This is a genomic window from Streptomyces sp. 3MP-14 (assembly GCF_006334905.2).
Classification (GTDB): Bacteria; Actinomycetota; Actinomycetes; order Streptomycetales; family Streptomycetaceae; genus Streptomyces; species Streptomyces triticirhizae.
This window is the reverse complement of record NZ_VDLZ02000023.1, coordinates 43,978-60,705: the sequence shown is the minus strand read 5'-3', so window position 1 is coordinate 60,705 and position 16,728 is coordinate 43,978. Positions and strand designations below refer to the sequence as shown.

General features: G+C 74.3%; 12 protein-coding genes and 2 pseudogenes. 6 read left to right on the top strand and 8 right to left on the bottom strand.

The window, feature by feature from the left end; genetic code table 11:
* Window positions 1-205: 205 nt before the first annotated feature.
* Both otsB and FH609_RS29060 read right to left on the bottom strand, forming a co-directional pair.
* Entirely contained in the window at window positions 206-1,027 is an 822-nt protein-coding gene (gene otsB, locus FH609_RS29065; RefSeq protein ID WP_139675138.1) for a trehalose-phosphatase, read from the bottom strand.
* Between the two features lie 10 nt (window positions 1,028-1,037).
* Window positions 1,038-1,328: a DUF3263 domain-containing protein gene (locus tag FH609_RS29060; RefSeq protein WP_139675135.1), complete on the bottom strand. Its 291-nt coding sequence runs from the start codon at window positions 1,326-1,328 to the stop codon at window positions 1,038-1,040.
* A 139-nt stretch (window positions 1,329-1,467) separates the two neighbouring features.
* Between FH609_RS29060 and FH609_RS29055 the strand changes: the two genes are divergently transcribed.
* Together FH609_RS29055 and nagA are read left to right on the top strand one after the other, a co-directional pair.
* Entirely contained in the window at window positions 1,468-2,430 is a 963-nt protein-coding gene (locus FH609_RS29055) for an ROK family protein (RefSeq protein ID WP_226962030.1), read from the top strand.
* Window positions 2,427-3,668, top strand: a complete 1,242-nt coding sequence (nagA, locus tag FH609_RS29050) for an N-acetylglucosamine-6-phosphate deacetylase (RefSeq protein WP_405379167.1) — start codon at window positions 2,427-2,429, stop codon at window positions 3,666-3,668. The genes FH609_RS29055 and nagA overlap by 4 nt, the downstream gene beginning before the upstream one ends.
* A 52-nt stretch (window positions 3,669-3,720) precedes the next feature.
* Here the strand turns inward: nagA and FH609_RS29045 are convergent, their stop codons facing one another.
* The 3 genes and pseudogenes from FH609_RS29045 to FH609_RS29040 form a co-directional block, all read right to left on the bottom strand.
* The gene (locus FH609_RS29045; protein ID WP_139675132.1) at window positions 3,721-4,611 is read right to left on the bottom strand and encodes a hypothetical protein; all 891 of its coding nucleotides are present in this window, start codon (window positions 4,609-4,611) and stop codon (window positions 3,721-3,723) included.
* A 145-nt stretch (window positions 4,612-4,756) separates the two neighbouring features.
* Window positions 4,757-5,206 (bottom strand): annotated as a pseudogene (locus FH609_RS32510) (GGDEF domain-containing protein); the annotation flags it as partial.
* Between the two features lie 98 nt (window positions 5,207-5,304).
* Window positions 5,305-6,382: pseudogene (locus tag FH609_RS29040) on the bottom strand (PAS domain S-box protein); the annotation flags it as partial.
* A gap of 310 nt (window positions 6,383-6,692) precedes the next feature.
* On the opposite strand from FH609_RS29040, the gene FH609_RS29035 reads away from it, so the two are divergent.
* Window positions 6,693-7,166 carry a flavin reductase family protein gene (locus tag FH609_RS29035; RefSeq protein ID WP_139675190.1) on the top strand — a complete coding sequence of 158 codons (474 nt, stop codon included), beginning with the start codon at window positions 6,693-6,695 and terminating at the stop codon, window positions 7,164-7,166.
* Between the two features lie 66 nt (window positions 7,167-7,232).
* Here the strand turns inward: FH609_RS29035 and arfB are convergent, their stop codons facing one another.
* Window positions 7,233-7,676, bottom strand: coding sequence for an alternative ribosome rescue aminoacyl-tRNA hydrolase ArfB (arfB, locus tag FH609_RS29030; protein WP_139675126.1), 444 nt, complete (start codon window positions 7,674-7,676; stop codon window positions 7,233-7,235).
* Window positions 7,677-7,880: 204 nt separating this feature from the next.
* Between arfB and FH609_RS29025 the strand changes: the two genes are divergently transcribed.
* Window positions 7,881-8,456 carry a TerD family protein gene (locus FH609_RS29025; RefSeq protein ID WP_139675123.1) on the top strand — a complete coding sequence of 192 codons (576 nt, stop codon included), beginning with the start codon at window positions 7,881-7,883 and terminating at the stop codon, window positions 8,454-8,456.
* Window positions 8,457-8,577: 121 nt separating this feature from the next.
* On the opposite strand, the gene FH609_RS29020 is transcribed toward FH609_RS29025, so the two are convergent.
* Complete coding sequence (locus FH609_RS29020) at window positions 8,578-11,112, bottom strand: beta-glucosidase (protein WP_139675120.1); 2,535 nt, start codon at window positions 11,110-11,112, stop codon at window positions 8,578-8,580.
* Between the two features lie 446 nt (window positions 11,113-11,558).
* Between FH609_RS29020 and FH609_RS29015 the strand changes: the two genes are divergently transcribed.
* Both FH609_RS29015 and alaS read left to right on the top strand, forming a co-directional pair.
* Window positions 11,559-12,752: a hypothetical protein gene (locus FH609_RS29015; protein WP_139675117.1), complete on the top strand. Its 1,194-nt coding sequence runs from the start codon at window positions 11,559-11,561 to the stop codon at window positions 12,750-12,752.
* Between the two features lie 322 nt (window positions 12,753-13,074).
* Window positions 13,075-15,762: an alanine--tRNA ligase gene (alaS, locus tag FH609_RS29010; protein WP_139675115.1), complete on the top strand. Its 2,688-nt coding sequence runs from the start codon at window positions 13,075-13,077 to the stop codon at window positions 15,760-15,762.
* Window positions 15,763-15,781: 19 nt separating this feature from the next.
* Here alaS and FH609_RS29005 read toward each other — a convergent pair whose 3' ends face one another.
* Complete coding sequence (locus FH609_RS29005; protein WP_139675112.1) at window positions 15,782-16,516, bottom strand: dienelactone hydrolase family protein; 735 nt, start codon at window positions 16,514-16,516, stop codon at window positions 15,782-15,784.
* Window positions 16,517-16,728 lie beyond the last annotated feature (212 nt).

The following is a 16,728-nucleotide window of genomic DNA, read 5'->3' as shown; positions in this document are numbered from 1 at the left end:
CGCGAACAACCACCGACGCACCCGCAGCCGACCACGCACCATAGCCACCCCCGAACCGCTGTCGTCCCCGCGCCCCCAAAACGCCCACCCACCCCAGGGGCGCGGGGAACTGCGCGAACAACCACCCACCGGCCCGCAGCCGACCACGCACCATGACCACCCCGGACCGCCGTCGTCCCCGCCCCGGCCACAGCCTGGCGGCCGGCTAGGCCAGCTGGTCGGCCAGGGCCGTGAGGAGCGCCGCCAGGCCCTCCGGGCCCTGGACGGTCAGGTCCGTCGCCTCGGCGAGGGCCGTGACCTCCGTGCTGCCGCTGCACACCCGCAGCCCCGGGATGCCGGCCGCCGCCAGGTCGGCGACGGCGGCGAAGGCCGGCAGGTCGCCCAGGTCGTCGCCGGCGTAGAGGACGGAGCCTGCGCCGGTCTCGCGGGCCAGCGCGGTCAGCGCGACGCCCTTGTCCATCCCGCCCGGCCGCAGCTCCAACACCAGCCGCCCCGGCTCCAGATGCAGCCCGTGCCGCTCGGCCAGCCGCGCCAGCGGCTCGCGCAGCGTCTCGAACGCGCCCTGCGGGTCGGCCGCGCGGCGGGTGTGGACGGCCAGCGCGTTGCCCTTGTCCTCGATGAACGCGCCGGTGGGCGCGGTCAGTTCGGGCAGCTCGGCGCGGGCCGCCGCGACCCCCGGGTGGGGCGGCGGGGTGCGCAGCTCGCCGGTGGCGGCGTCCCAGCGCTCCGCGCCGTAGGCCCCCAGCACGATCAGGCCGCTCAGCTCGGGGTGGCCGGCGAACCCGCCGAGCCGGACGGCGACTTCGGCCGGGCGTCCGGTGATCACCGCGATCACCGCGACCCGGCCGGCCAGCCTGGCCAGCGCCGGCACCGCGTCCGGGTGGGCCCTGGCCTGCTCGGGGTCGGCCACGATGGGCGCGACGGTGCCGTCGAAGTCGAGTGCGATCAGCGCCCTGGCCGGCTGGTCCAACAGCGCCGCGAGGCCGGCGCGGCCGGCCTGTGTGGTGGGTTGGGGAAGGCTGCCCATGGCAACGACCCTACCGGTGTGCTCGCTTGGCGTCGCGACGGCGTCGCAGTCGGTTGACCGTGACCGGGTCGTGGGCGAGGGCGAGCGGGTCGTCGAGCAGGGCGTTGAGCAGCTGGTAGTAGCGGGTCGGCGAGATGCCGAGCCGCTCGCGTATCGCGCGCTCCTTGGCGCCGGGGCCCGGCCAGGACCCGCGCTCCAGGGCGAGCACCGCCCGCTCCCGCTCCCCCAGCGCGGCGGGCGGGGCCGCCCGTTCGCCCTCCCCGGCCGGTTCCCCGCTCAACCCGGCAGATTCCCCACTCATCCGGGCATCGTAACCAGCGGCACCGACAGCGCGCCGGTGCCCGGGGCCGGTTCCGGATCGGCCGCGCGGGCTCACTCGTTCGGTGATCTCGCGGTAGTGGACTAGACCTCTCGGGGTCCTCCGGGCGAGACTGGCGCGTGTGAGTCTCCAGGAGCACCAAGCGAGATATGTGATCGCCCTCGACGTCGGGGGCACCACGCTCAAGGCCGCGTTGACCGGTCCCGACAACGAGCCGTTCCTCCGCGCCCGTCGGGACACCGCCACCGAGGGGCCGGAGGCGGTGGTGGCCGGAATCCTGGACTTCCTCGCCGAGTTGGCCGCCGAGGGCCGCGCCCGGCGCGGCGGACCGCCGGCCGGGGTCGGCCTGGCCGTGCCCGGCGTGGTGGACGAGGCCGCCGGCATGGCCCGGTACAGCGCCAACCTCGGCTGGCGCGACCTGCCGCTGGCGCGGCTGGTCGCCGAGCGGCTGGACGGCACGCCGGTGGGCCTGTCCCACGACGTGCGGGCCGGCGGGCTGGCCGAGGGGCGGCTGGGCGCGGGGGCGGGCGTCGGGCGGTTCTTCTTCGTCGCGCTGGGCACCGGGATCGCCGGGGCCATCGGCGTGGGCGACCGGATGGAACCGGGGGCGCACGGGGGCGCGGGCGAGATCGGGCATGTGGTCGTGCGCCCCGGAGGTGCGCGGTGCGGCTGCGGCCAGTACGGCTGTCTGGAGACGGTGGCCTCCGCCTCGGCCGTGGGCCGGGCCTGGGCGGAGGTCTCGGGCGCCGCCGGGGCCAGCGCCGCCGACGCGGCCCGCGCGGTGCGGGCCGGCGACGCCCGCGCCAACGGGGTCTGGCGGGAGGCGGTGGACGCGCTGGCCGACGGCCTGATGGTCGTGGTCAACCTGCTGGACCCCGAGGTGGTGATCGTCGGCGGCGGTCTCGCCGAGGCCGGCGAGACCCTGCTCGACCCGCTGCGCTCGGCGCTCGCCGCCAAGGCCACCTTCCAACGACTGCCGGCGGTGGTGCCCGCCGCGCTCGGGGAGTCGGCCGGCTGCCTGGGCGCCGGCCTGCTCGCCTGGGACCGAAGCCAACTCCCCCACACCCCGGAGGTTTCCCCGTGACCACGACCCGTGACGCCGCCCAACCGACGTCCAGCACCGGCGAGTTCGCGCCTCCCGCCGGCCGGGCGGCGACGCGCACCAGACTCGTCGGGGGCCGGGTGGTGACGCCCGACGCGGTGGTGGAGAACGGCGAGGTGGTCGTCGAGGGCGGGGCGATCGTCGACGGGGCGACGGCGGACGTGGCGGAGCCGGCGGACACCGCCGTGGTGGACCTGGGCGGTCGCTGGCTGGTGCCCGGCTTCGTCGACCTCCATGTGCACGGCGGCGGCGGGGCCTCGTTCTCGGCGGGGAACGCCGAGGAGGCGCTGCGGGCGATCGCCACCCACCGGGCGCACGGCACGACCACGATGGTGGCGTCCACGGTGACCGGGGCGCTGGACGACCTGGCCGGGCAGGCCGGGGTGCTCAGCGAGCTGGTGGAGCAGGGCGACCTGGCGGGGGTGCACTTCGAGGGCCCGTTCATCGCGGAGAACCGCTGCGGCGCGCACGACCCGACGCTGCTGCGCGACCCGGACCCGGCGGACGTCCGCAAGCTGGTCGACGCGGCCAGGGGCACCGCGCGGATGATGACGCTGGCGCCCGAACTGCCGGGCGGCCTGGCCTCGGTGCGGCTGCTGGCGGACCTCGGGGTGCTGGCCGCCGTGGGGCACACCGACGCCAGCTATGAGGTGACCCGGCGCGCGATCGCGGCGGGCGCACGGGTAGCCACCCACCTGTTCAACGCGATGCCGCCGCTGGCCCACCGGGTGCCGGGGCCGATCGCGGCGCTGCTGGAGGACGAGCGGGTCGCGGTCGAGCTGGTCAACGACGGGACGCATCTGCATCCGTCCGTGCTGGCGTTGGCGTTCCGCTCGGCCGGCGCGGACCGGGTGGCGCTGATCACCGACGCGATGGGCGCGGCGGGGATGGGCGACGGCAGCTACCCGTTGGGGCCGCTGCGCGTGGAGGTGGTCGACGGGGTGGCGCGGATCGCCGACGAGCGGACGCCGCCGGGCACGGGCGCGATCGCCGGTTCGACGCTGACCCTGGACCGGGCGCTGCGGCGCTCGGTGACGGTGGACGGGCTGCCGATCGTGGACGCGGTGCGGGCCCTGTCGACCACGCCGGCGCGGCTGTTGGGTCTTGGCGACCGGGTGGGCGCGATCGAGCCGGGCAGGGCCGCCGATCTGGTGGTGCTGGACGAGGCGTTGACGGTGGTGGGGGTGATGCGCGGGGGCGCGTGGCTGGCGCGCCCGTGACGCCGCGCGCCGGCCCGGCCGACGGCGGGGCCGGCCGGGCCGGAACGGGCCGCTAGCCCTGGTCCTCGCTGACGTAGAGCTGATCGACGGCCACGTCGCAGGAGGCGGTGCAGGAGTACTGGAGGGTGTTCTCGCCCTCGACCAGCTCGACCAGGTTGTAGGTGTGCGCCCAACTGTCGTCCCAGGAGTCGCTGTTGGGGTTGTAGTCCTGGAGGTCGACGGGGTCCTCACGAGGCGTGCCATTGACCGAGAACGACAGGGACTGCCCGTCGCTGATCGTCGAGTAGCCCATGTAGACCCGGTACATGCCCGGTTCGCCCTGGAAGTCGAACGTCCAGGTGATCGTGGACCCCTGCCGGTTGAGCAGCGCGATATAGGAGCCGGCCTCGGACCTGGACCCCTGGAAGGTGGCCTCAAGGGCCGCCCCGCCGGTCAACGGGAGCTGGGTGATGTCGGCGGCCGGCAGCTCGTCGGGCTCGGGCTCCTCGGACGGCTCCTCGTCGCCCGACGCGCCCTCGTCCTCGCCCTCGCCGTCGTCCGTCGGCTCGGCGGTCTCCTCGCCGCTCGCCTCGTCGCCCTCCCCGTCGCCGCTGAAGAGGATCGCCGCGCCCACGCCGATCACCACGGCCAGCACCACGGCGATGGCGCCGATCAGCAGCCCGTTGCGCCGGTTGTCCTGGTCGCCGCGGCGCCGGTCGGAGGGCGGGCCGCCGTAGCCGCCGGGCTGGGTCTCGGGCGCCGCGTACCTGGCGTCGGGCGAGTGCTGCTGCCGGTACCCCTGCTGGCCCCCGAAGGTGCGCTCCCCCACCGGGCGCACCTGGTTGTACGAGGGCTGCCGGGGCGCCGCCGGAGGTGGGGCCTGCCCGGCCTCGGGTCGATAGAGGTAAGCGAACGGGTCGTCGCCCCCGTCAGGCGTGCCCTGGCCGCTGTTCCCCGCGCTCATCGACTGCCGCTCCTTCGTTGCGGTACCACATGTCCCACCCCACCTGTCTGGGCGCGAGCCTACCCCGTTCGAGCGAACGCCCGAGCCAGCCGGCGCACCGCCTCCGGCGGCCGTCGAAGCGGGGCAGGTCAGACCGCGTGGGCGGTCAGCCGGCGCGGCGGCGGCCCTGGGCGCGGGACCGCTTCTCGATGTACATCCGCTGGTCCGCCGACTCCAGGATCTCCTCGGTGGTCATCCCGCAGGACGCCCAGCCGATGCCGAAGCTGGCGCCGACCCGCACCGAGCGCCCCTCCACCCGGATCGGCGGGATGATCGCGCTGCGCAGCCGGACGGCCAGGTCGTTGGCGTCCTTGGGGCCGAGCCCCTCGGCCAGCACCACGAACTCGTCGCCGCCGAGCCGGGCCACGGTGTCGTTGTCCCGCACCCCCTGCTCCAGCCGGCGGGCCACCTCCACCAGGACGGCGTCGCCGCAGACGTGGCCGAAGCGGTCGTTGATCGACTTGAAGCCGTCCAGGTCGCAGAAGAGCACCGCGAGCCCCTTGCCGTCGCCGCCGGCGGCGTCGGGCTGCCACACGTGTTCGTGGTGGTCGAAGGAGTGCGGGCGGCCCAGGCCGTAGCCGTCGAACGCGGCGACACCCACCACCTCGGGCGCTGGCGCCGGGTAGGGGCGGGACTCGGGCGGGTTGGCGCAGATCCGGCCGCCGAGCCGGGCGCGCAGCTCGGCGCTGTTGGGCAGGCCGGTGAGCGAGTCGTGGCTGGCGCGGTGCGCCAGGGCCAGCTCGTGGCGCTTGCGCTCCTCGATGTCCTCGACGTGGGTCAGCTGCACCTGGGGCCCGGCGGCCGGGTCGGCGACCACCGAGTTGCGCAGGCTGACCCAGACGTAGGAGCCGTCCTTGCGGGCCAGCCGCAGCTCGGCCCGGCCGCCGTCGTTGGCGGTGCGCAGCAGCGTTCCCATGTCCTCGGGGTGCACGAGGTCGGCGAAGCTGTAGCGGCGCAGCACGGCGACGGTGCGGCCGAGCAGCCGGCAGAGCGCGTCGTTGACCCGCAGCAGCCGGCCGTCGCTGTCGCCGCCGACCTCGGCGATGGCCATCCCGCTGGGCGCGTACTCGAACGCCTGCCGGAAGCTCTCCTCGCTGGCGCGCAGCGCCTCCTGCTCGCGCTCCAGGCGCACCAGCGCGCGCTGCATGTTGCCGCGCAGCCGGGCGTTGCTGATGGCGATGGCGGCCTGGGAGGCGTAGAGCTGGAGCGCCTCGCAGCCCCAGGGGCCCGGGCGGCGACCGTTGCGCGGCTTGTCGACCTCCAGCACGGCGAGCAGCTCGCCGTCCGAGGCGTACATGGGCGCGAAGAGCCGGTCCATCGGGTGCCACTCGTCCGGATAGCGCGGCGCCGGGCCCGTGGTGTGCCACTGGGGAACGTCGTCGTGGTCCAGCACCCAGCCGTCGGTGTAGGGGATGAAGCGCAGTTCCCCCCAGCGCTCCCCCATGCTCAGCCGGCGCTCCCAGGAGGCGCGCGAGCCGGTGCGGCCGGCGATGGCGGCCTCGGCCTTGTCCACCTCGACCCGGTCGGCGCCGGCCACGGCCGCGACCAGCAGGTCTCCGTCGGGCCTGACCACGTTGACCGCGGCCAGCTCGAAGCCGAGCGCGGTCACGGTGCCGTCGGCGACGGTCTGAAGGGTGTCCGCCATGCTGCGAGCGGTGTTCAGCTGCGCGACGACCTGGTGCAACTCCCGCAGCGAAGCGAGGCGCACATAGGGCTCCGTCTCCGTTTCCATCACTCCCCCGGGTGAAATGCACGTGCAGATACAGAGGCCACTGAATCACAGGGAGCTGCCCACTAGGTACACAGGGTCAGCGATAAGTAGCCTACTGTGACTCATGTCACACTGCGAGCAGGCTCGGTCGCGGGACGTAGGACGAGTCGGGACAAAGCCCTGGTTCCGGGGTCCGATGCGATTCCCCCGACCGGGGCGTTAGCGTGCCGGAGTGTCCCTTCCAGCTCGACAGCCCACGGCGCCCCACGATGTCGCCGCCCCCTCGCTGCCTCATCCTGAGGGGGTGAGCGAGGAGGAGTTCCGGAGCGCGATGGCGCGGCTGGCCGGCGGGGTGGTGCTGGTCACCGCGCACGACGAGGACGACGGCCCGGCCGGCGCGCCCGCCGGGATGACGGCGACGGCGTTCCTCTCCGTCTCGCTCAGCCCGCCGCTGGTGCTGGTCAGCGTGCGCTCAGGCTCCCGGATGGACGACGTGCTGGAACGCGCCCCCCGGTGGGCGGCCTCGCTGCTGAGCCAGGAACAGCGGGTGCTCGCCGGCCGGTTCGCGATGAGCGGGCGGCTCAGCGACCGGCTCCTCTTCCGTGAGGTTCCGCACACCCTGGGGGAACGTTCCGGCGCGCCGCTGGTCAAGGGCGCGCTGGCGACCCTGGAGTGCGAGACCGAGAGCCGGGTGGCCGCCGGCGACCACACGCTGGTGATCGGGCGGGTGTTGGACACCACGCTCGACGGCGAGGCCGGGGAGCCGCTGCTCTACTACCGGGGCGCCTACCGGCGCATGGGCTGACCACCGGCTGACCACCGGCGCACGGGCCGGGGCGGGCGCCCCGCCGCGCTTCAACCCGCCCGGGGCTCAGTCCCAACCGCCCCGGCCCGAGCGGCCCTTCTTCACCTCGGAGCGGTGCCGCTTCTCCCGCAGCCGGCGCTCCTTGAGCGCGCGCGGCGGCTTCTTCGGGCGCCGGGGCCTGGGCGGCGGCGCGGTCGCCTCGGCCAGCAGCTCGGCCAGCCGGCGGGCCGCCGTCTCCCGGTTCCGCCACTGCGAACGGTGCTCGCTGGCGCGGACCACCAGCACGCCCTCGTCGGTCAGCCGGCCGGCGAGCCGGGTCAGCGCGCGCTCCTTCCACACCTCGGGCAGCGCGGTGCTGGCGGCCAGGTCGAAGCGCAACTCGGCCTGGCTGTCGGAGGTGTTGACATGCTGGCCGCCCGGCCCGGAGGAACGCGAGAACCGCCAGCGCAGCTCCGACTCGGGCAGGCTGACCGCACCACGGATGGGCAGGGGACCGGACATGTGTGCCATGGTCCCGCCTCCGCCGGCCGCGCGCACCACCGTTTCGGCGCGAGCGTCTCGCAAGGCGTCCGCCGGGTGCGGGGTTCCCGGACTTTCCCCGGAGTTTTCCGCGAGCCCGCCGTGGAACCGGTGCTCGGCTGACATCGTTGGGGACAGTGAGAGTAACGTCTTCGCAAAGAAGACCAGAACGATCCGGACTAAGGGGATTTCTCCATGGGTGTGAGCCTGTCCAAGGGCGGCAACGTCTCGCTGAGCAAGGAGGCTCCAGGACTGACCGCGGTCACCGTCGGCCTGGGCTGGGACGTCCGCACCACCACCGGTACCGACTTCGACCTGGACGCCAGCGCCCTCGCGGTCAACAGCGGCGGCAAGATCGTCTCGGACCAGCACTTCATCTTCTACAACAACCTCGCCACCCCCGACGGCACCATCCAGCACACCGGTGACAACCTCACCGGTGAGGGCGAGGGCGACGACGAGCAGATCAAGGTCGGCCTGTCGGGCCTGCCGCCGGAGGTCGACAAGATCGTCTTCCCGGTCTCGATCCACGACGCGGACAACCGCGGGCAGAACTTCGGCCAGGTGCGGAACGCCTTCATCCGCGTCATCAACCAGGCCGACGGGAACGAGCTGGCCCGCTACGACCTGACCGAGGACGCCTCCACCGAGACCGCCATGGTCTTCGGCGAGCTGTACCGGAACGGCGCCGAGTGGAAGTTCCGCGCGGTCGGCCAGGGTTACGCCTCCGGCCTGGCCGGCATCGCCCAGGACTTCGGCGTCAACATCTGAGGTTCGAAGACGCTCGTCCCTCGGTGGGCGGGCCGGCCCGGCACTCCGTCATCGCCGGGTCGTCGCCCGCCCGCGCCGACGCGCGCCCCCGGGCGGCTCCGGCCGTCCGGGGGCGGCCGCCTCAGCCGATCCCGACCACGGCCCGCAGGGCGGCGTCGCGGCTGTGCGCGCCGACCACCAGGCCGTAACGGCCCGGCGGCGTCGCCCAGTCGCCGGCCGCCACATCCCAGACGGCGAACGCCCGGGCCGGCACGGTCAGCGTGATCTCGCCAGCCTCGCCCGGGTCCAGCTCCGTGCCCTCGAACGCGGCCAACCACCGCGCCGGGCGCTCCGGTTGGGCGCCGGCGGGCGGCTCCAGATATGCCTGCGCCAGGCATCTGCCGCGCCGCTGCCCGGTGTTGCGCACGGCGACGGTCACCGTGACCGGCTCGCCTGGCGTCGCGCGCTCGGGCGCGGTCAGCTTGTCGAAGGCCCAGGAGGTCCAGCCCAGGCCGAAGCCGAACGGCCGGGCCGGCTCGACGCCCGCCGCGTCCCAGGCGCGGTGGCCGACGAACACCCCCTCGGCGTAGTTCAGCACGCCGTCCACCGGGGTCAACGGCCGCTTGGGGACGTCCCGTTCGGCCGCCGGCAGCGTCCACGGCAGCCGGCCCGCCGGCTCGGTCACCCCCAGCAGCACGTCCGCCAGCGCGGCCCCGCACTCCTGGCCGGGGAACCACGCCCACAGCACGGCGTCCACGGCGCCCGTTCCGTTGCCCGTTCCGCTCCCGTTCCCGTTCCTCGCGTCGTCCGGCTCGTCTAGCCAGGGCAGCAGCACCGGGGCGCCGGCGTTGACCACCACCACGGTGGGCGTGCCGGTCGCCGCCACCGCGCGCACCAGCCGGTCCTGGGCGCCGGGCAGCGCGAGCGACGTCCGGTCGAAACCCTCGCTCTCCACCTCGTCGTTGGTGCCCACGACCACCACCGCCACGTCCGCGCCGGCCGCCGCCTCGGCCGCCGCCGCGATCCGCCGCTCCAGCGAGGGGCGCGGCGGCTGGTGGCGGAGGACGACCACGCCCCAGTGGCCGAAACCGCCCAGGTCCGGGATCTCCAGCTCCACCCGCACCTCGACCACCCGCCGGCCGACCACCCCGACCTCGGTCCTGCCGCCGAGCGGGTTGTTGTTGACCGAGGCCAGCACGTCGTCCGCGGTCGCGTGGCGCGGCTCGTGGTGGATCAACCCGCCGTCCACCCAGGTGCGGTGGGCGCCCAGCACGCCGGCCTCCAGCAGGTGCGTGCCGTCGCCGACCAGCTCCACCTCGGCGGTGACCCGGGCCCGCGTCTGCCCGGGCTCGCGGCGGCTGACGCTCGTCCAGGGCCGCTCCAGCGGCTGCTCGGCCACCACCGCGCCGGCGTCGTCCAGCCACTCGACCGTCGCCCGGCGCAGCGCCTCCCCGGCCAGCGGCGGCAGCAGGCCCCGGGCGTCGCAGCCCTGCTCGACGACCAGTTCCACGCCGTCGCCGAGCGCCGCCCGCAGCCCCTCGGCCGGCGACACCACCCGCTCGGGATAGGTCCGGCCGCTGCCGCCGCCCTGGGTGAACGCGTCCACGGCGTTGGGCCCCAGCAGCGCGACGCGCCGCAGCCGCGCGCGGTCCAGCGGGAACGCGCGGCCTTCGGCGCGCAGCACCACCATCGAACGGGCCGCCAACTCCCGCAGCTCGGACCGGACATCGACCTCGGGCGCCGAGCGCGGTGCCGCCTCGTCCAGCGCGCCGACCCGGTGCGCCAGCCGCAGCACCCGCGCCGCCTTGTCGTCCACCAGCGCCTCGGGGACCTCGCCGGACTCGACGGCGGCCAGCAACGCGCCGCCGCTCCACGGCCCTTCGGGCCCCGGCATCACCAGGTCGAGCCCGGCCAGCGCGGTGGGCGCGCAGCTCTGCGCGGCCATCCAGTCGCTGACCACCACCCCGTCGAAGCCCCAGCGTCGCTTCAGGGTGTCGGTCAGCAGCCGCCGGTGCTCGCACGCCGGGGCGTGCTCGTGGCCGTCGTCCAGGCCGTTGTAGGTGGCCATCACCAGCCACACGCCGGCCTCGACGGCGGCCTCGAACGGCGCGAAGTAGACCTCGTGCAGGGTGCGTTCGTCGACCCGCGAGACATAGGTGGTGCGCTCGGTCTCGCTCTCGTTGGCGACGAAGTGCTTGACGCAGGCCGCGACGCCGTGGCGCTGGATGGCGGTGACCAGCTCGGCGACCACGGCGGAGGTGAGCGCGGGGTCCTCGGAGAGGTACTCGAAGTGCCGTCCCTCGTAAGGGCTTCGGTGCAGGTTGGCGGTGGGGGCCAGCACCCCGTGCACGTCCTGGCGGCGGGCCTCCGCCGCGAAGAGCGCGCCGAGGCGGCGGAGCGCGCCCCGGTCCCAGGTGGCGGCGGCGGCCGTCGGGCTGGGGAAGCTCGCCGAGGACAGGCCCTGCCCGCCGTGGATGCCCCGGACGCCGGCCGGCCCGTCGGAGAGCCGCACGGTGCGCAGCCCGACGCGCGGCTCGGCGCGCAGGTCGCACAGGGCGGCGCCGGTCAGCAGGTCGATCCTGGCCGGCAGCGGCAACGAGCGGACGCGGCGCAGCAGTTCCGCGTGGCCCGGTGAATCGGCCCCGTGGCCCGTTGTCCCGCTCGGTCTCGACGTCACGCGGAACGCCTCCTGAAGTCCCGGACCGCACGCCCCCGTTCGGGCGCGACCGGCCAGTTTCGGCCTTGTTCGGTCAGCTGGGCGCAACGTACCAGTGGACAACCGGCGTGATTCCGGCCACGGGCGAGCAACTTCCGCGTATCGGGCGGGAACCGGGAACGCGGCGGTGCGGGCGTCCGGGTCCCGGGAACGCGGACGGGAGGCCCGGACGGGGCGCTTCCGCGACGGGGCGGGTTATCCTCGCGCCAGTCCCCGGTGCGGCGCCTCGCGCGCCAGGTGAACGGGGCTCCCCTCGGGGGAGGCCGGGGGCGATCCGACCACGCGCGGCGTGCCTGCGGCGCGGGCGGCGTACGCGGGCGCGCGGTGCGGCCCGGCGTGCGCTCGCGCGCCAACGGCGTGTGCGACCAGGCGCGGCGTGCGCGACCAGGCGCGAAGGAGCGACCGGCATGACCCTTCCCGGAGAAGTGCGTCTCTCGACCGTGGTGATGGCCCATCCGCGACGGCGAGAACACGCCACCCGGCTCCAACGGGAGTACCCGGAGCTGGACATCCGGATCGCCTACGACCCGGAGCCCGAGGGGCCGCCCGCCACCCTGCGGACCGCGCGCCGCGCCTGGGACGCGGTCGCCGAGGGCGCCACCCACCATCTGGTCCTCCAGGACGACGTGTTGCTCTGCCGGGACTTCCCCCGGGTCGTGGAACGGGCGCTACGGGCCGCGCCCGAGGGGCCGGTGTCGCTCTTCGCCAGCTGGTCGATGGGAACCAGCCAGGCGATGCGCCTCGCCGCGCTGCTGGGCGCGTCCTGGACCCGGCTGACCGACGACTGGACGCCGACCCAGGCGCTGGTGCTGCCGGCCGACTGGGCGCGGGAGTTCGCCGCGTACGCCGAGCGGTTCCCGGCGTGGAAGCCCGACAACCGGGCGATGTACGACTTCCTGAAGGAGAAGGGGCGCGACACCCATGTGTCGATCCCCAGCCTGGTCGAGCACGCCCCGCAGAAGAGCCTGCTCTTCAACGACCTGCTGCACGGGGTGCGGGACGCGACGGCGTTCGCCGGGGACGCCGGGCTGGCGGGCACCGCGTTCGACGACCGGGTGGTGTCGCCGCCGGCGCTGGCGTACATGTGGGTGGGCGCCGGGGAGTTCTACGCCCACTACGACCCGCTGGACCGCACCGGGCGGTCGATGGTGACCCCCGCCCACGAGGTGCTGGCCGACTTCGGGCTGCCGCACGACGAGCTGTCCGAACGGTTCGCGGCGGATCTGGCCGCGCACCGGGCCGAGTTGGCGAAGGTGCCGCTGCTGGGCGAGGTCTTCGCGTTCTCGCTGTGGCTGACGTGCTTCACGTCCGGGGTGATCGCGGGCGCGCTGTTCGACAAGCCGGACCCTGGGCTGCTGGACGACGCGTTCCAACAGCCGTGGGCGGACGCGACGTTGGCGACCCTGCCGGCCTCCTCACTGCGGAAGATGGCGGCGCACGGGGGGTTGCGCGCGGTGGCGCGGCACTATGTGCCGCTGTGCCGGGCCGCGCTGCGCTCCGGCTTGGCGGCCGTGGCCGCCTACCCGGACCTGACGGCCCTGTGGGAGCCGGACCAGCACGAGATCCGCCCGCGCTGGGCGAAGTCCCTGCCGGCCGGGTAGGGCGACGACGGCCCCGGCGCTGGTTGCCCCGGCCTGCCGCCACCGGCGTACGCGCACCGCCGGAACGGCACGACAAAGTCAAGCGATCATGGTCGCCGGTCCTCTAGAGTCGGTGGTGCGGCAGATCCTCCGGGTCACGGACGGATCGCCGCACCGTCGCTGATGATCAACGGATCGGGAGTCCTGGTGTATCCCGTGGGGGCGCGAGCTATCCGCGTCGAGCCGGAGAACTGAGAACACCTCTCAGTCCCGTTCTCGGCCCGGCTCGGCGTGTGCTCACCCCACCCACCTCTTCGCGACTCCTCCGTGAGGTCACCCAGCCATGCGCTCGACGCAGATCCGCCGTACCTTCATCGACTTCTTCACCGCCCGGGGCCACCAACGGGTTCCCTCCAGCCCGCTCGTCCCGGACGACCCCACCCTGCTACTGACGAACGCCGGGATGAACCAGTTCAAGCCGTTCTACCTCGGCGAGACCCGGTCCCCGTTCCCCCGGGCGACGTCCGTCCAGAAGTGCGCCCGCACCTCCGACATCGACAACGTCGGCCGCACCAACCGGCACGCGACGTTCTTCGAGATGATGGGCAACTTCTCCTTCGGCGACTACTTCAAGGAAGACGCCATCGCCTACGCCTGGGAACTCCTCACCCAGGGCTACCAGTTGGAGAAGGACCGGCTCTGGATCACCGTCTTCGAGGACGACGACGAGGCCGAACGCCTCTGGCGCCGCATCGGCGTCCCCGCCTCCCGCATCCAGCGGCTCGGGATGGCGGACAACTACTGGTCCATGGGCGTTCCCGGCCCCTGCGGCCCCTGCTCGGAGGTCTACTACGACCGTGGCCCCGCCTTCGGCAGAGAGGGCGGCCCGGCCGTCGACGACGAGCGCTATGTCGAGATCTGGAACCTGGTCTTCACGCAGTTCCAGCGGGGCGAGGGCGACAAGAAGGGCACCTTTCCCATCCTCGGCGAACTCGCCCACCGGAGCATCGACACCGGCCTGGGTCTTGACCGGCTCGCCGCGATCCTCCAGGACGTGCCCAACGTCTGCACCACCGACCTGCTCGCGCCCACCCTGAACACGGTCCAGAACCTGGCCGGACGCCAGAGCCCGTCCGAGGGCGAGGAGAGGGTGTCCTTCCAGGTCGTCGCCGAACACGCCCGCTCCGTCGCGTTCCTCGTCGCCGACGGTGTGCTGCCCGCCAAGGACGGCCGGGGCTACGTGCTGCGCCGGCTGATGCGCCGGGCGATCCGCCACGCGCGGCTGCTCGGCATCGACGGCCCCGCCCTGCCAACCACGACCGCCAGTGTCATCACCAACCTCGGCGACGTCTGGCCCGAACTCGCCAGCCAGGCGGCCCTGATCGAGCAGGTCGTCACCGCCGAGGAGGAGTCCTTCTCCCGCACCCTCACCCAGGGCACCCGCCTGCTGAACGCCGCGATCAGCCGCACCCGCGCGACGCGTCTGGCCACCCTGCCCGGGGAGACCGCCTTCGAACTCGCCGACACCTACGGCTTCCCCCTGGAACTGACCGTCGAGGCCGCCCGCGACGCGGGACTGACCGTTGACGAGGACCGCTTCGCCGCCCTGCTGGACGAGCAGAGGAAGCGCGCGAAGACCCGCGGCAAGGCCAAGACCGCCCAGGCTCTGCGGGCGATGGACACCTACCGCGAGCTGGCCGCCCGCCTGCCACGGACCGAGTTCCTCGGCTACCAGCATCTGACCGCCGAGGCCACCGTCACCGGCCTGATCTCCGGCGGCCTCGTCACCACCAGCGCGCCCGAGGGCAGCGAGGTCGAACTGGTCCTGGACCGCTCTCCGTTCTACGCCGAGGCCGGCGGCCAGATCGGCGACACCGGCACCCTGACCCTGGGCGACGGGACCCGTCTGCGGGTCACTACCACCCGCTACGGCCTGGAAGGCTTCCGCGTCCACACCGCCCGCGTCATCGAGGGCGAACTCCGCACCGGCTCCGCCGGCGAAGCCCAGGTGGACGCCGAGCGCCGAGCGGGCCTGATGCGCTCGCACTCCGCCACCCACATCCTGCACGCCGTCGTCCTGGCCACCCTCGGCAGCCACGCCCGCCAACAGGGCTCCCTCGTCGAACCCGACCGACTCCGCTTCGACTTCGCCCACGTCACCGCTCTCACCCCCGACCAGCTCACCGTCATCGAGAACGCCGTCAACGGCCACGTCCTCGACGACCCCGAGGTGCGCGCCTGGCACGCCGACCGGGCCGAGGCCGAAGCCGCCGGAGCCATCGCCCTGTTCGGGGAGAAGTACGGCGACACCGTCCGCATCATCGACATCGGCGACTTCTCCCGCGAACTCTGCGGCGGCACCCACGTCGCCCACGGCGCACAGGTCGGCACCTTCCGCCTGCTCTCCGAGTCCTCCGTCGGCGCCAACCTCCGCCGCGTCGAGGCCCTCACCGGCCACGGCACCCTCACCCACCTGGACACCGAACGACGCCTGCTCAACGAACTCGCCCGGCTCCTCGGCACCCGCCCCACCGACGCCCCCGACGCCCTCCGCAGGCGCCTGACCGCCCTCGCCACCGCGCAGGAAGAGGTCACCCGGCTCCGGACCGCCGAGCTACGCGAACGGGCCGCCCAACTGGCCAGCACCGCCCAGCCGTCCGGGACCGGGCACGTCGTCGCCCGGCGGGTCACCGACACCACGGCCGACGAACTGCGCACCCTCGCCCGGGAGACGGCCGCCCTTCTCGAAGACCCCGCCATCGTCATCCTCGGCACCGAAAGGGACGGCAAGGCCCTCCTCGCCGCCGCCGTCACCCAGGGCGCGCACCGCGACGGCATTGAAGCCAGCCGGGTCCTCGCCGCCGCCGCCCGCGTCGTCGGCGGCGGAGCCGGCGGCCGGGGCGCGGTCGCCAGCGCCGGCGGCCGCCGGGTCGAGGCGCTCCGCGAGGCCCTGACCACGGCCGCCGAGGACGCCGGCGGCATCCTCGGCGGCGGCGGGTTCGGCGACTTCGGGTTCGGCGACTTCGGGTGAGGGGTGGTGCGGCCCGGGCCTACCTCAGGTGGCGGTCGAAGAACCGGTGCGCGTCGTCCAGTTCGAAACGGGGGGTGCCGGTGTGGCCGCCCAGGTTGGCGTGCAGGGTCTTCTCCTTCGTGCCGAAGGCGTCGAACAGGTCCAGGGCCCGCTGCCGGGGGTTGCCCTCGTCGTCCCACTGCACCAGCATCAGCAGCGGAACGGTGACCAGCCGGGCCTCCGCGCGCTGGGCGCGCGGCACGAAGCCGCCGGCGAAGAAGCCGGCGGCCACGATGCGCGGCTCGACGGCCGCCAGCCGGACGCCGAGGGCCATCCAGCCCGAGTAGCCCACCGGACCAGCGACTTCGGGCAGCGAGAGGAGGGCGTCCAGGGTGGTCCGCCACTCGGGCGCCGCCCGCTCGACGAGCCGGCCGACGAGGGACTCCAGGATCTCGTCGGCCGGCTCGCCGGCCCGCGCCGCACGGCGAAGCTCGGCGCGGGCCCGCTCGTCGTCGGCGGAGAGCGGCCGGTCGCCGCACCCGGCGGCGTCGATGGTGGCCACCGCGTAACCGCGCGCGGCGCTGATCCTGGCCCGCGCCACCAGCCGGTCGGCCGTCCTGGGCAGGCCGTTGTTGTGGGCCGTCAGGATCAGGGGAACGGGCGCGGGAACGGGCCCGGCGGAGTCGGGCAGCCACAGGGTGCCGGGAACCTCGCCGAGGAGGAAGTCGCGTTCGACGACGCCGTCGTCGAGGCGGCGTTCGGAAGTGAACCGCATGGTCGTGTGTCCTTCGGGAGTGCGATGAACGGCGCTCCCGGACGACGACCTATCGCCCGACCGTGACCCCGAGGGGGAGCACCCATGTCGTTACCGCGTTCACGGGTACCACCTCCTCGTTCTGCCGCACGGCCTCCGGAACCGTAGCAGCGGTTCCCGTGGCGCGCGACTGCTTAGGGCGCTGCGGACAGGGCAAGCCGACGGTGGACGTG